Raw genomic sequence first — 14,087 nt, forward strand, 5'->3', positions numbered from 1 at the left:
GGAACTTCGGTTCCGCGCTTTTTCTTTTGGGCAGACGCCCTACATTTTCCTTCCCACCGGGAGGGATTATGTCCGACAAGAACCTGAGCGAAAGTCTCTACGAACTGGCTACCGGCGCCGATGAGGCACGTGTCTGCAAGGACATTCCAGACAGCCAGTGCAACGATCAACCGGTCAATTTCGTCCTGCAGGTCGTCGCGCAGGCGTTCAGCAAGACCGGTGACGCGCTGGCGGATGCAAAGGTTGTCCTGCCCTGGCTGATCGGCGCGGTCGGTGCGCCCGTCTTTCTGATCGGTTTCCTGGTGCCGGTCCGGGAATCGCTCGCTCTTCTGCCGCAGATCTTGGTAGGCGGGATCCTGCGCCGTTTTGCGATCCGGAAATACTTCTGGGCGATTGCCAGTGTTGTGGAGGGCGCCTGTATTCTGGGCATGGCGCTGGTTGGTCTGTCCGGTATGGAAGGCGCCGTGGCCGGCTGGACGATCTTTGCCCTTCTGGTCGCATTCAGCCTGGCGCGGGGCGTTGCCTCCATTGCGGCCAAGGATACGCTTGGCAAGACGGTCTCAAAGACGCGGCGTGGCCGGGTCAGCGGATATGCCGGAACCGCCTCGGGGGTCGTTGCCAGTCTTGTCGGCTTCTACCTGGCACTTGCGCCGGAGGAAGCGCGGCCGGACTGGGTGCTTTACGGATTGCTGGTCGCGGCCGCGGCGACGTGGCTGGCCGGCGCGTTTACCTATGCCCAGCTGAAGGAACAGCCCGGCGCGACCGAGGGCGGACAGACCCTTCGCGATGTCATTGCCGATCAAATCAGCACGCTCCGCTCCGACAAGGAATTGCAGCTTTTCCTGGCGGCCCGCACCTTCATGATCGCGACCTCCCTCATGGGACCATTATTTGTCGCCATGGCGCAGCGGGAAACCGGTCAGGACCTCACCGGGCTGGGTTGGCTGATCCTGGCATCAGGCCTGGCCGCCGCGCTGAGTTCGAGCTTCTGGGGACAATTGTCCGATGTATCCAGCCGAAACACCATGGCGCTCGCTGCCGGATTTGCCGGCCTGCTTGGTCTCACGGGTCTGGGCGTCGCGGCCTTGAGCCCGGCGGCGGAGGGGGCAGTCGCCTTTTATGCCGTTCTGCTGTTCTTGCTGGGGGTATCCCATTCGGGCGTCCGGATTGGCCGCAAGACACACATCGTCGACCTGGCCGGTAAGGACAAGAAGGCGGAGTATGTCGCGCTCAGCAACAGCATCATCGGCGTGCTGCTGCTGGTGCTGGGATTGTTTTCGGGCGCGACCATGACCTTCGGACTGGAGGTCGGGATTGTCGCGCTGTCGATCCTGGCGCTGGTCGGGGCCGGGACGGCCCTGACCATGCGGGATGTCCAGAAGGATTAGCCCTGCTTGTGGGAGTCTGCGAAGGCTGCCTTCTGTTCCGGAGAGGCCTCCGTCTGATATTTGGCCTTCCATTCCCCGAATGGCATGCCGTAGACGATTTCGCGTGCGGCGTCCTTGCCCAGCTCTATGCCGCGTTCGGCGGCCGCCTCGTCGTACCAACGGCTCAGGCAGTTTCGGCAGAAGCCGCTCAGATTCATCAGATCGATATTCTGCACGTCGGTGCGTTCGCGCAGGTGGTCGCGCAGGCGGCGAAACGCGGCGGCTTCCAGTTCGATCCGCGTCTGGTCGTCGATTTTGTCGCTCATTTCTGTCCTCCTGATCGGAACGTTTCGTCAGATACCGAGGTAATCGGTTCTTTCGGCTGTGCAAGCCACCGCGTCAGAGCAGGTCGACGATTTCCCCAACATTTTCCAGTCTGAACACAAACCGCTCACCCGAGGCCTCATCAAATTCGGATCGGGCCATCTGGTCCTCGAAACGATGGCCGTACAGGTGCAGATTCAGAATCGGCTCCGTCCCTTCCACCTCGATGGCATGGATGCCGTCGGGCATCATGGAGACCGCGTGCCCAGGGCGGACCATCAGCGTGGCGCGGTGGTCGATCGGATCGGCCGGGTCGCCGGTTTCCTCGTACATGCGGTGACTTTCGCGTCCCTGAACGCCGCCGATAATGGCCCAGGAGCCGCCATGATTATGCGGGCGGTAGGCCATGCCCGGCTTTGCGCAGCTGACATAGAGCGCGTAGCGTCCGTCATCGTCGCACTGGATCAGATAGGTGCTTTCGATTTCGTCGCCGGGGGGCAGGGGATAGGCGTCGTGGTTGAAGAGATCACTGCGGTCGCACAGTCGGATCAGCACCTGCTTGGCCTGTTCCAGCCGGTCGACGGTCACGTCAGGGTCCAGAATGGCGCGGATGCCTGACATGGCCTGGGAGACGGCGGCATCTCGATCCTGCTTGCCCACGCTCATCCTCAGAGATCCTTCACGGTGGCCTGAATCAGCCAATCGGTGACGGCCTTCAGCGCGTCTTCCTCGGACTTTCCGGCCTTGATCGCTTCGCGATAGGTTCTGACCTGATTATGTGCGCTGGTGCCGCGTTTCAGGATTGTGCGGGTATGCGCCACTTCGTCGACGCAGCGCAGCCGGTCGGCGTCCTCCGCCGTCAATTCGATAATCTCTTCCAGCAGGTCGGGATAGGAGACCGTTTTCGTTATGCCGAAATCGATCAGCCCCTCGTCGAAACCGTAGCGCTGTGCCCGCCAGCGGTTTTCGCGGATCAGCATATTGGAATACTTCCGCCAGCGCTGGTTCTTGCGACGCAGTCTCTGCAGCATGGAAATCAGACAGGAATAGATCGAGGCGACTGCGATGCCGTCATCCAGACGCGTGCAGATGTCGGCGATGCGCATTTCCAGCGTGGGGAACCTGAAATGCGGGCGGATGTCCCACCACAGTTTCGACCCGTCCTCCAACGCGCCGGATTCCACCAGGGCCTCGACATGCTTCTCATAGTGAGACCAGGAATCGAAATGCTCCGGCAGGCCGGTTCGCGGCAACTCATCGAAGACCGACAGGCGGTAACTCTTCAGGCCGGTGTCGCGCCCCTGCCAGAAGGGGGATGACGTGGTCAGGATCAACAGATGCGGCAGGAAATAGGCGATCTGTCCCAGCAGGTCGATGCGGTGCTCGTTGTCTTCCACACCGACATGGACATGCATGCCGCAGATCACGAGGCGCCGCGCGACCTCCTGCAGATCGTTTGCCAGCATGGCGTAGCGCTGCTTGTCGGTGTGCTGCAGGCGCAGCCACTTCGCCGTCGGATGCGTCGATGCGGCGATGGGGGCCAGACCACGCTTGCCGGCCGATTCCGCCACCTCGGTGCGCAGGGTCCGCAGCCGGTCGCGTGCCTCCTGAAGCGAATGACAGACCGCGGTCCCGACTTCGACCTGTGCCTTCAGGAATTCCGGCGTCGCCATGCCGATCTCGTCGGTGATCGCGGCACGGACGTCCTCGATGATGGCTTCCTGAACGTCCTGATCGCTGACCAGTTCGCCGGTCGCCGGATCGACCAGCAGATATTCTTCCTCAATGCCGACGGTGAAAGGCGGCGGATCGATCTGGCTCATTGGAGGATTTCATCCCGGCTGATGTTGCTGGCCCATGCTGTCGGGCCGCCGGGGGCGCCGTCAACCCTGAAACCGGGTGAACAGGCTGGGGTCGCCCAGGACTTCCTTCAGAATGGTGCCCAGCAATTCTCCGAATTCCCGCTGGCCGGCGGCATCGCCGATCAGGTCCTGGCGGACTTCGAACAGGACATTGGGACGGCCCTGGGGCAGGGCATGCCGTTCGACCGTATGGCCGTAGGGATCCATGCCGGAATAAGGCTTGTTGTCGCCGATGGTGAGATCCGGGCGGTGTGCGGCCAGACGCTGAAGCACGCGTTCGGCCATGCGCCGGTCGCGATTGGACAGCACACCGATATGCCAGGGACGGCGCTCGTCGCGGTACAGGTCGGTGCAACTGTGCATCGAGATCAGCGCCGGCACGGGCAACTCAGTGCATTTCCGTTCGATCGCCTGAGTGACTGCATCGTGATAGGGCCGCTGCAACTCCTCGATCCTTGCCGCCCGCTCTGCCGGGGAAAGGCGACGATTGCCGGGGATAACCGCCCCGTCATAGATCTCGCGGATGCAGGTGAAATCGTCTTCCGGTCGGTTCAGGTCCACCACCAGCCTGGAAAACCCGCCGATGATGGCTGGCATGTCCAGCATGTCCGAGACGACCTCGGCGATGCCGCGCGCCCCGATGTCATAGGCGATGTGTTTTCGCAGGGACGCTTCCGGCAGGCCGAGGGACCCGAGCTTGCGCGGGACGGTGTTGGAGGCGTGGTCGCAGACAATCACGCCCGGCCCTGTTCCGTTCCTGTTGCGCACGGTTACGGGCGCCGGGTCCTCGGCGGTCAGTAGCTTCTCGGAATGGAGCGTAGAAGTCGGCGCACACTGCATGGCGCGCGCATCATACTGGCCGCGACGGAATTGAAAAGCTCGGTGGCGAGGCACCGAATCCCGCGCTAGTTTAAGGGCTCTCGACACGATGAAACCGGGGCCGGTACATGCCCGCACAGGCATTCGACGACAAGGAGCGCGAGCGCTTCCGCAAGATCGTAGGCGTTATGGAACGCGCCACGATCGACGGGGAACGTGCGGCCGCGCGTGAGGCGGCGGAGCGCATGGCGGCGATTCACGGCATGTCGGTCGAGGAAGCGATCGAGGAGACCCATCCCGAGCGCGACGACGGTCGGATCAGCGCAGAGGAACGCAAGGCAAGACGATCGGATTTCGAGGCCTGGGCCGCTGCGCGGATGCGGATGTCCGAGGCCTATGAGCGGGCCGAACGCTATCGCTATGAGATGGCCAAGCGCGAGGCGGAAGCGCGCGGACTGGACAAGGAGCGGCCTGGGCGCGGCCCCGCCCGGCCACGCACGACATCGACATTCCGTCCCAGTCGCTACCGGGCGTCGGAGGAAGATCGTTTCCGCCTGATCGCCGGGCTGCTACGGGATGGTGCCAGCCTTCGCCGGGTCGCCGATCTGGCCGATGTTTCGACCAATGAAGTCGCCAGGATCTGGCTTCTGATCCGCGGATGATCACCGGGTCCTGAGCGGGTTCGAAAACGGACAGTCGAAAAAGGGGCCTGCCAAGGCGCGCCCGAAATGATAGGGTCTTAGGCCTTGGGAGAGGCGTTACCTTGGGGGATACGCGCGTGCCGGATACATCGCACATGCTGGATCGGCGTGAGCGCGTGGCTGATCGGGTAGCCACGGAGATACTGAAACTTATCGCAAGCGGCGATATCGAGCCGGGCCAGAACCTGCCCGCGGAGCGGAAGCTGGCCGCCATGCTGGAGGTCAGCCGCGTGTCCGTTCGTGCTGCGCTTCAGACGTTGAAGGCGCAGGGATTCCTGGACGCGGTTCAGGGCGGCGGCACACGGGTCGTGTCCCAGGCGGCAATTTCCGACCCGGCCCTGGCCGAGCTCGTTCGGCTCGACAAGGGCAACATGCTCGATCTGATGGAATTGCGTTGCGAGATCGAGGTCTGGGCGGCCCGGCGGGCGGCCGAGAATGCTACGGAAGCCAGCGTCGCCGCTCTGCGCGAGACGCTGGAAGCGATGAAGCGAAACTGTCCGGACAAGGCCGCCGCGGATGTCGCCTTCCACATGGAGATCGCGCGAGCGTCGGAAAGCGTCGTCTATCGCCATCTGCTCGGGGTGGTGCGTGGCACATTGGCCGAAATGTTGAAGTATCACCGCACCGAACTGTTCGCGACGGCGGAAGATGATGCCACCGTCATTGCCCACCATGCCGACATCGTCGACGCAATCGAAGCGCGTGATCCAGAACGCGCGGCCATGGCGATGCGACGCCATGTCGTCTGGGCCCGGGATCACTATACGCGGCGCAGCGACACCCACTGAGTCGGCGATTTCAATACGCGCTATACGATTGTTCTTGCCAGTTCCGCTTTTTCTGGGCATGCAGCCATCATGGCTGGTTTCCTGCATTCAAGACTGTTCGAAATGGTGGCAGTGATCGGAACGATCTGCGCCTTTTCGTTCAGTGTCGGGTTCGTCTATCCGGTGATTGCCCTATCATTGGAGGCGGATGGATTCGACGAGGCGGCAATCGGCATCAACGCGACGGCATCCGGCCTCGGCGTCTTCGTCGCCGGGTTCCTGGTGCCGCGCATGGTACGGCTGTACGGGACCTTCGGGTTGCTGGCGGGCAGCACCTTCCTGGCCATCTTCACATTGATGCTCTTCCCGGTGATGCCGGACTATACGGTCTGGCTGATTCTGCGGTTCGTCCTGGGGATCGCCGTTACGGCGTTGTTCGCAGCCGGTGAGGCTTGGATCAATGCCATCGCGACAGAGGAGAGCCGGGGGAGAACCATGGCGATCTATGTCGCGGCGATGGCATCCAGCTTCGCCATCGGTTCGCTGGCCGTGACCTGGACGGGATACCAGGGCTTTGTTCCATTCGTGACGGCCGGATTCCTGATCGGCCTGTGTTTCATGCCGGTGTTGGCCTTCCGCAAGAAGGATCCCCTGGCGGAGGCCGAAGATTTGAGCGAGCACGGCGATCTTGTCATGCAGGTGTTGCGACAGGCGGCGGTGCTGCTCATCGTGGTGGCGCTGTTCGGGATACTGGACGGGGTCATTCTGGGGCTTCTGCCTTCCTATTCCCTGTCGGCCGGCGTCCCGGACGCGGAGGCCTCCCTGCCGCTCGCGGCGATGGCGGCGGGCGTTGTCCTGTTCCAGTTGCCGCTGGGCTATCTCAGCGACAAGATGGCGCGAACCCGCCTGCTGACGATCATCCTGTTCCTCGTTGTCGGGGCCGCGGCCCTGGTGCCGTTTGTCGACCTGACGCATTGGACAGGGCTTGCCTATATGGTGCTGTTCGGCGGGTTGTCCTTTGCGCCCTACACGCTGGCGCTGGCGATACTGGGGGAGCGGTTCCGTGGCCGGCGGCTTGCAACCGGCAGTGCCCTGTTCGCCATCATGTGGGGGATCGGTACTACGGCCGGTCCGCTGGGTTTCGGGCCTGCGATGGAGTATCTCGGCTCGGCCGCCCTGCCGTACGGTCTGGCCATTCTGTTCCTGATTACCGGCGCCGTATCGCTGTTGGATCGCACACCGTCTCCGGCCCGGGCCAAGGCCTGAAAGGCCCCGACCCGGGTTTCCGTCCAATCAAGGCGTCATGGGGGCGCTGGCGCGAACCAGCTTTGCCAGCGATTGAGACCATTCCTCGATCGGGGGCGGGTAAACCACGATCGTGCCGGTGTCACCGCGGCGCAGAACCCGTCCCTGTACCGGGATTTGAACGTCCCGCCACAGGGTCGAGAAGATGAGCCGCAATGCCAGGCCCTGACCGGGCACGACCCATCCCGGCGCGCCGGCAATCCGAACGCCGCTTTCCGATATATCGATGACTTGCGCATTTGCCCGATCAATTTGGGCTCGGGTCCGCTGAACGCGGTGGCGCCGGTGACGACGCCGATTTTCCTGACCCGCGGGCTTGGGCTCGCGGACATATTTCCAGATCATCGCAATGCCCCTCCTAGGCCGATGCTCCAACGCCGCCTTCTGGCGACGAGCAAAGGCTAGAATCACCCGAATCCGGATACGAGACATTTTAGATAAATTTGGGAAAATCCCGACGTTAACTGATATTTATATCACAAAATCAATGAGTTCCGAGTGCTCAGGCACAAGTTGTGGTACGCGCTTGGCGCCGCCACCCCAAATAGGACGGGTTGGTCCAGTGGTTGAGTCCGGTGCTCAGTGACCCACCAGAATCGGTATCTCGGACTACTCCGCCGGTTCCGGCTCGGTTCTGGGCCGCAGATGGGCGTGCCAGCGATGTTCCCAGAGTTTGAACCCGCGCGAGATCAGATAGACCAGAATCATGTATAGGATCGCCGCGGTCAGGAAGCCTTCCAGGTAGATGTAATACTTGCCGTTGACGAAGCGGCCGGCGCCCAGAATGTCGATCACCGTTACGGTCGAGGCGACAACGGAGCCGTGCAGCATGAAGATCACTTCGTTCGAATAGGCGGGCAGGGCGCGACGGAAGGCGCTGGGCAGGATGATCCGGCGCAGCATGGTATAGCGCGACATGCCGGCCGCCTTTGCTGCCTCGATCTCCCCGTAGGGCGTCGCTTCGATCGCCCCGCGAAAGATCTCGGTCGTGTAGGCGGCGGAGTTGAGCGAGAATGCGATCAGGGCGCACCACCATGCCTCCCGCAGCACCGGCCATGCGAAGCTGTCCCGAACGACCTCAAACTGGCCCAGACCGTAATAGATCAGGAAAGTCTGGATCAGCAGCGGCGTGCCGCGCAGGAAGTAGGTATAGCACCATATCAGCGGGCTGAAGATCGGATGCCGCTCCGCGCGCAACACCGCCATCGGGATCGACAGCAGGCCGCCGATCAACAGCGACAGGGCGACCAGGGTGACCGTATTCCAGACCCCTGTGACGAATGCCATGTAATTGTCGACGACCACCGTGTAGTCGAAAACGGCGTTGATGATGAATTCCTGGATCGGGGAGATTTCGGTTTCGTCGTCCATGCTGTCCCCCTAGGCGCGCCGGACGCCGGCCGAATAGCGGCGCTCGAGATAGCGCAGCACGATTTCCGATACAGCGGTCATGACCAGGAAGAACAGCAGGGCCGCGAACAGGAAGGTGAATGGCTCACGCAGTTTCCGGCCGATGGCATTGGCATTGTAGACGATGTCCTGCAGTCCGATGAGGCTGACCAGGGCGGTGGTCTTCATCTGTACCAGCCAGTTGTTGGTGAAGCTGGGAAGCGCGTAGCGCACCAGTTGCGGCCATATGATGCGCCGGAAGATCAGCGGCTTGCTCATGCCGCAGGCGATCGCGGCTTCGATCTGGCCGGTCGGGATGGACAGATAGGCACCCCGAAAGGTTTCCGTGTAATAGGCACCCATGATGAATCCGATCGTGCCGATGCCGGCTGTCATCGGATCAATCTCGACATAATCCCACAGGCCCGCCCATTCCCCGAACCGGTTCAGAATGATCTGACCCTGGAAAAAGACCAGCAGCATCAGCACCAGGTCTGGAATGCCTCGAATGACGGTTGTGTAGGTTTCGGCGGCACCGCGGGCTGCCGCATTCTTCGAAAGCTTTGCCCATGCGCCCAGCAATCCGAACAGCGTGGCCAGGACCAGGGACAGGAGGGCAACCTGAATGGTCAATGCCCCGCCCTTGTAAAAAATCAGTTCCCGATATTGCCAGACATCTTCCATGGGGCTCAGCGGGCGCTTTCCGAATGAGGGTTCTGAAAGGGTCGAACGAATTCAGTTTCTGCGAAAACCGAACGGGGCGCGTATCGGATACGCGCCCCGGCCGGAAAAGCGATTATCCTCCGTAGATGTCGAAGTCGAAATACTTCTTGCGGATTTCGTCGTAGGTGCCGTTGGACCGGATCGTCGCGATCGCGTCGTTCAGCTTGTTACGCAGGTCGTCCTCGCCCTTGCGGACGGCGATACCGGCGCCTTCGCCGAAGTATTCCGGATCGTTGTGGTCCGTGCCGAAGAAGGAGTAGCCCTTTCCGGCATCGGTCTTCAGGAAGCCTTCGTCGATCGCCAGAGAGTCCGCCAGGATGGCGTCCAGGCGGCCGGCGGTGAGGTCGAGGTAGACTTCATCCTGCGTGCCGTAGCGGACGATTTCCGAGTTCGCGTAGGTGGAAGTCAGATAATCGTCATGGATCGTGCCGCGTTGCACGCCGATCCGCTTGCCGGCCAGGGCTTCGGCGGTGTCGGAATCGAACATGCCGTCCTTGGCCGCGAACTTGGCGGGCGTGTTGTAGTACTTGTTGGTGAAGTCGACGACCTTCTTGCGATCGGCGGTGATCGACATGGAGGCCACGATGGCGTCATACTTCTTGGCCTGCAGGGCCGGAATGATGCCGTCCCAGTCCTGTTCGACCAGGGTGCACTCGACTTTCATCTCGGCGCAGAGCGCGTTGGCGATGTCGATGTCGAAACCGATCAGATCACCGCTTTCCGTCTTTTCGGAGAACGGAGGATAGGCCCCCTCGACGCCGATACGCAGCGAGTCTTGCGCCTGCGCGGAACCCAGACCCAGCGCGAACGCGCCGGCCAGGACCGCGGATGCCAGTGTGTTGAAACGCATATCCTTGTACTCCCTTGTTGAAGTGCCCGAAACCCGTACCGGGATATGTCCGGATCGGGAATTCGTTTGGTTCTGGGCGCGTTCGGGCGGGACCTCCGTCCCTACGCGACCATATCTTCCGCAGCGACCCGCCGTTACTCGCGCGTTTTCGCCAGGAATCCCTTGAAACGCTCCGACTTCGGAGCGCCGAACATGTCCTGCGGGATGCCCTCTTCCTCGATGCGGCCCTGATGCAGGAATATGACCTTGTTCGAAACATCGCGTGCGAATGACATCTCATGCGTGACGACCAGCATCGTCCGGCCCTCATCGGCCAGATCGCGCATGACCTTCAGCACCTCGCCGACAAGTTCCGGATCGAGCGCCGAAGTCGGTTCGTCGAAAAGCATGACATCGGGGTTCATTGCCAGGGCCCGCGCGATTGCCGCGCGCTGCTGCTGGCCTCCCGAAAGATGGGCGGGGTAGTAATCCTTCCGCTCGTAGATGCCGACCTTCTCAAGCAGCTTGCTGGCGCGGTCCACGGCTTCGGACTTCGAAATGCCCAGCACATGAACCGGGGCCTCGATCACATTCTCGAGGACCGTCATGTGGGACCACAGATTGAACCCCTGAAAGACCATGGCCAGTTTCGTGCGCAGCCGCTCGACCTGTTTCCGGTCGGTCGGAACCGGCTCGCCATTGGCGCGCGCCCGCATTTCGATGGTCTCACCATTTACGGTGACACGACCGGAATTCGGTGTTTCCAGCAGATTGATGCAACGTAGGAAGGTGCTTTTTCCGGAACCGGAGGAGCCGAGTATGGAGATGACGTCACCCTTTTGGGCCGTCAGCGATACTCCCTTCAAGACCTCGACGGAGCCGAAGCTCTTGTGGATGTCCTCCACAACCAGCGTGGCGTTCGCTTGCGACATACCGACCTTTTTGCCCCTGAATTACCCCGATCCACTCCCGATCACGGTCCCCCGACCGACAATCCCTGACTGCAGATCCCCGATCCCCGGGTCCGGATATTCGTGCTCCGGATCGCGGTTTGCCCGCATTTTTGCCCGTCGGCTATGGTGCCGTCAGGCTCGGTTCGCCTGCATTGGGGCGGAGTATGGAAGGTTTTTGACGGCGTCACAACACGCAATTCCATCCCTGTGCAGCTGGCCTGGTTGCCGCTTCAGGCGTTTGAAATTGACCACTGATTCGCGATTCTTGGGAACAAAGAGTGTAAATTTACCATGATGGTGGGCTCCCAAGTCGGATCAATGGGATATTTATAGGAGACTGCTGGTCCATTCGGGAGGCACGGAGTCTGTTCTTTCGATTATTTTTGCAGATCGCTGTCATTTGCGGGGAATTTGCTTGTGCATGCGTTGCGGTGAGTTGGGCGCGCATTTAGTATATCCTGTGCTTGATACTAAGTATTGATAGGTAAAGCGCTGTCATTCCCAAGGGAGAGTGGTGTGGCGGCAGGACGTTGAAGTCGGCCGAAGGCGAGGGGAGCGATGCAGGCAACCAAAGGCAAAGACCAGACGCAGGGGCGGCGGAAGTCGCTTCGGGCCATGCTGGCGACGGCCGGGACCACCCTCGCCGCCGCGTCGTTGTTTGCGAGTGGGCCCGTGCACGCCATTTCGCTGGCGGACGCCGTGCGGTCGGCGCTCCAGACCAACCCGGATATCGGGATCGTGGCGGAGAACAAGCGCGCGGTTGAGTACGAGCTGGATCAGGCGCGCGGGCAGTATTACCCGGTCGTGGACTACACCGGGTCCGCGGGCTACGAAGCAACCCGGGACGGTTCGTCCTTTGCCCGCGGTGAAGCCGAGGGCAGCTTCGGCATGCCAACTTATTCGTCCAGCCTGACCCTGACCCAGATGATCTTCGACGGCCGCGCGACCGATGCCGATGTCGCCCGTCAGGAAAGCCGCGTTGTTTCCGCAACCCGGCGGGTGCGGGAAACCTCGGAATTCATCGGTCTGGATGCCATTGAGGCCTATCTGGAATCGCTGCGTCAGCGTGAACTGGCGGCCATTGCGGAAGACAACGTTCGCCAACACGAATTGACCCTGGAACTGGTCGAGACGAAGGCAGCCGGTGGGGCAGCCACCACCGCCGATGTCCAGCAGGCCGAATCCCGGCTCGCGGCCGCGCAGGCCACGCTTACCGAGGCGGAGGCCCGGCTACGCGACGCGGACGCCACCTATGTCCGTGTGATCGGGGAATCCCCGAAGGAACTGGTGCGGCCGGTGCCGCCGATGTGGGCGCTGCCGCAGACTCTGGAAGATGCGGTTGCCATTTCGCTGCGCAACAATCCGACTGTCGCGGTGACACGCGCCGATCTGGAAACCGTCCGCCAGGAATACCGCTCCGGCAAGTCGGCTCTCTGGCCGACGGTCAATCTGGAGCTGAACGGAAATGCGGCCCGGAACGAGGATGGGTCCCGCGGGGCGGACCTCAGCGCGTCAGCCCTGATCCGTGTGAACTACAACCTTTACCGCGGCGGCCGGGATACCAACCGCGTGCAGGAACTGATCCACCGGATCGGCGAGGCGCGCCAGCGGCACAATCGCGCGCTTCGCCTAACGGAAGAGGAAATGCGCCTGGCCTGGAACGCGCTGACCAGTTCGCGCGACCGGCTGGCGGCGCAGCGTCGCGAGGTCGAGGCGAACGACCGGGTGCGGGAAACCTATCGGCAGCAGTTCAATGTCGGCGGGCGCAACCTGCTTGAATTGCTGGATGCCGAAAACGAGCTGTTCATTGCCAAGGGGAACCTCGTCACGACCGAGTTCCTCGAACTGTTCAGCATCTATCGGATTCTCGCGACAGGCGGCACGTTGATGGCTGCCCTGGATGTGCCACAGATCGGCGAGGGACGCAGTGAGCTTGACCCGTCCCCGCCCGAGGGCGTGAAGCTGGAGCGGTCTTTCGGGGCAGGCGCCGGCGGGCAGCCCGGGGGCGGTACCGTGCTGGATCCGGACCTCGACCCGCTTGGCCCGCTTGATTCTTCCGGTCCGCTCGATCCGCTGGCGCCGTTGGACCCCAATGCGCCGCTCGATCCGTTGGCGCCGCTCGACCCGAACGCATCCGGTGGATCGTCGGATTCACTCGATCCGTTGGCGCCCCTTGACCCCAACGCCCCCCTCGATCCGCTGATTCCGCTCGACCCCAATGCGTCGCTGGATGAGATTCCGGTGGAACCGGTCGTGCGCTCCGAATCCCTGCCGCCGCCGACCCCCACCGCCAAGCTCGATGGGCCGGTGGTCGATGCGGCTTCCTACAAGTCGACGCTGCAGGGGCCGCCGAGCTTTACATCTGATAGCGGTCAGGTGGCGCGGGAGACGCATCGGGCTCAGCCGATCGGTCCGGCGGTATCCATACCGTCGCGCGCCGTCAGCGAGACGCCTTACTCACTCTTTGACGAGTAGACACGCCAGCCAACGGTTTGTTGGGGCGGGTGAGAAGGGCGACCGACCGCGAGTCGGCGCTGTCCACGCAATCCTGTCCCAGGGCGGCTTGCGCCATGTCTTGTGAGGCGGAGCTCAAGCTCTACCAGAGAAACACTTCCTTGGATTTTTGCTGCTTGTGACCTTCTTGGCGACCGGTCCCTGCTGTCTGGACAAGCTGCGATGCGCCTGCCCGGCGCGTCGGGAATGCACCATGTACCAAGGGGGATCAGTCGGAATCCGGTAGCCGGATACCGATGAGGAACCCTGCTCCGGGTGGGTGATCAGAGTCCTATTCCCTAAAGGGCATTCGAAAAAACCTCTATTTTTCAATATACAAACAATTTTAATAAAAAATCTGTAAAAGTTTAGTAGGTTTTTGTGGATATCGGAACGCCCCTGTGAGCAATCTATTAGCGGAGAGATGTACGCGGGCCGGGAATCCGTCCGCGGGTCGCCTCATCCCCGAATTGGCCCTGCAGCGCAGACACAGTCTGGCTGATCGGGGGGCGGGGGAAAAGACGGCGGCGAAAATCGAGAGAAGGACTGAAAGAC

The 14,087-nt window shown here is 61.9% G+C and carries 14 protein-coding genes; 5 read left to right on the forward strand and 9 right to left on the reverse strand.

Annotated features, from left to right (window positions below):
* The first annotated feature begins 68 nt into the window (after positions 1 to 68).
* Positions 69 to 1,388 carry an MFS transporter gene (locus R8L07_14090; protein MDW3206661.1) on the forward strand — a complete coding sequence of 440 codons (1,320 nt, stop codon included), beginning with the start codon at positions 69 to 71 and terminating at the stop codon, positions 1,386 to 1,388.
* Here the strand turns inward: R8L07_14090 and R8L07_14095 are convergent.
* The 4 genes from R8L07_14095 to R8L07_14110 form a co-directional block, all read right to left on the reverse strand.
* Positions 1,385 to 1,693: a DUF1244 domain-containing protein gene (locus R8L07_14095; protein MDW3206662.1), complete on the reverse strand. Its 309-nt coding sequence runs from the start codon at positions 1,691 to 1,693 to the stop codon at positions 1,385 to 1,387. The genes R8L07_14090 and R8L07_14095 overlap by 4 nt on opposite strands.
* 73 nt (positions 1,694 to 1,766) lie before the next feature.
* Entirely contained in the window at positions 1,767 to 2,357 is a 591-nt protein-coding gene (locus R8L07_14100; GenBank protein ID MDW3206663.1) for a cysteine dioxygenase family protein, read from the reverse strand.
* Between the two features lie 2 nt (positions 2,358 to 2,359).
* Positions 2,360 to 3,505 carry a carboxylate-amine ligase gene (locus R8L07_14105; protein ID MDW3206664.1) on the reverse strand — a complete coding sequence of 382 codons (1,146 nt, stop codon included), beginning with the start codon at positions 3,503 to 3,505 and terminating at the stop codon, positions 2,360 to 2,362.
* 69 nt (positions 3,506 to 3,574) lie between these two features.
* The gene (locus R8L07_14110; GenBank protein MDW3206665.1) at positions 3,575 to 4,393 is read right to left on the reverse strand and encodes an N-formylglutamate amidohydrolase; all 819 of its coding nucleotides are present in this window, start codon (positions 4,391 to 4,393) and stop codon (positions 3,575 to 3,577) included.
* 107 nt (positions 4,394 to 4,500) lie between these two features.
* Here R8L07_14110 and R8L07_14115 point away from each other — a divergent pair, with 107 nt between their 5' ends.
* From R8L07_14115 to R8L07_14125, 3 genes are all read left to right on the forward strand, one after another.
* Positions 4,501 to 5,034, forward strand: coding sequence for a hypothetical protein (locus R8L07_14115; protein MDW3206666.1), 534 nt, complete (start codon positions 4,501 to 4,503; stop codon positions 5,032 to 5,034).
* Positions 5,035 to 5,150: 116 nt separating this feature from the next.
* The gene (locus R8L07_14120; GenBank protein MDW3206667.1) at positions 5,151 to 5,861 is read left to right on the forward strand and encodes a FadR/GntR family transcriptional regulator; all 711 of its coding nucleotides are present in this window, start codon (positions 5,151 to 5,153) and stop codon (positions 5,859 to 5,861) included.
* Positions 5,862 to 5,930: 69 nt separating this feature from the next.
* Positions 5,931 to 7,106: an MFS transporter gene (locus R8L07_14125; protein ID MDW3206668.1), complete on the forward strand. Its 1,176-nt coding sequence runs from the start codon at positions 5,931 to 5,933 to the stop codon at positions 7,104 to 7,106.
* Between the two features lie 27 nt (positions 7,107 to 7,133).
* Here R8L07_14125 and R8L07_14130 read toward each other — a convergent pair whose 3' ends face one another.
* From R8L07_14130 to R8L07_14150, 5 genes are all read right to left on the reverse strand, one after another.
* A complete protein-coding gene (locus R8L07_14130) occupies positions 7,134 to 7,490 on the reverse strand; it encodes a PilZ domain-containing protein (protein ID MDW3206669.1) in 357 nt (118 codons plus the stop codon).
* A gap of 264 nt (positions 7,491 to 7,754) precedes the next feature.
* On the reverse strand, positions 7,755 to 8,516 hold the full coding sequence (locus tag R8L07_14135; protein MDW3206670.1) for an ABC transporter permease: 762 nt from the start codon (positions 8,514 to 8,516) through the stop codon (positions 7,755 to 7,757).
* A 9-nt stretch (positions 8,517 to 8,525) separates the two neighbouring features.
* Entirely contained in the window at positions 8,526 to 9,218 is a 693-nt protein-coding gene (locus R8L07_14140; protein MDW3206671.1) for an ABC transporter permease subunit, read from the reverse strand.
* A gap of 112 nt (positions 9,219 to 9,330) precedes the next feature.
* Complete coding sequence (locus R8L07_14145) at positions 9,331 to 10,107, reverse strand: ABC transporter substrate-binding protein (protein MDW3206672.1); 777 nt, start codon at positions 10,105 to 10,107, stop codon at positions 9,331 to 9,333.
* Positions 10,108 to 10,241: 134 nt separating this feature from the next.
* Positions 10,242 to 11,018 carry an ABC transporter ATP-binding protein gene (locus R8L07_14150; GenBank protein MDW3206673.1) on the reverse strand — a complete coding sequence of 259 codons (777 nt, stop codon included), beginning with the start codon at positions 11,016 to 11,018 and terminating at the stop codon, positions 10,242 to 10,244.
* Positions 11,019 to 11,597: 579 nt separating this feature from the next.
* Here R8L07_14150 and R8L07_14155 point away from each other — a divergent pair.
* The gene (locus tag R8L07_14155) at positions 11,598 to 13,514 is read left to right on the forward strand and encodes a TolC family outer membrane protein (protein ID MDW3206674.1); all 1,917 of its coding nucleotides are present in this window, start codon (positions 11,598 to 11,600) and stop codon (positions 13,512 to 13,514) included.
* Positions 13,515 to 14,087: the final 573 nt, after the last annotated feature.

It is taken from the genome of Alphaproteobacteria bacterium, assembly GCA_033344895.1.
Lineage (GTDB): Bacteria > Pseudomonadota > Alphaproteobacteria > UBA8366 > Aestuariispiraceae > Pacificispira.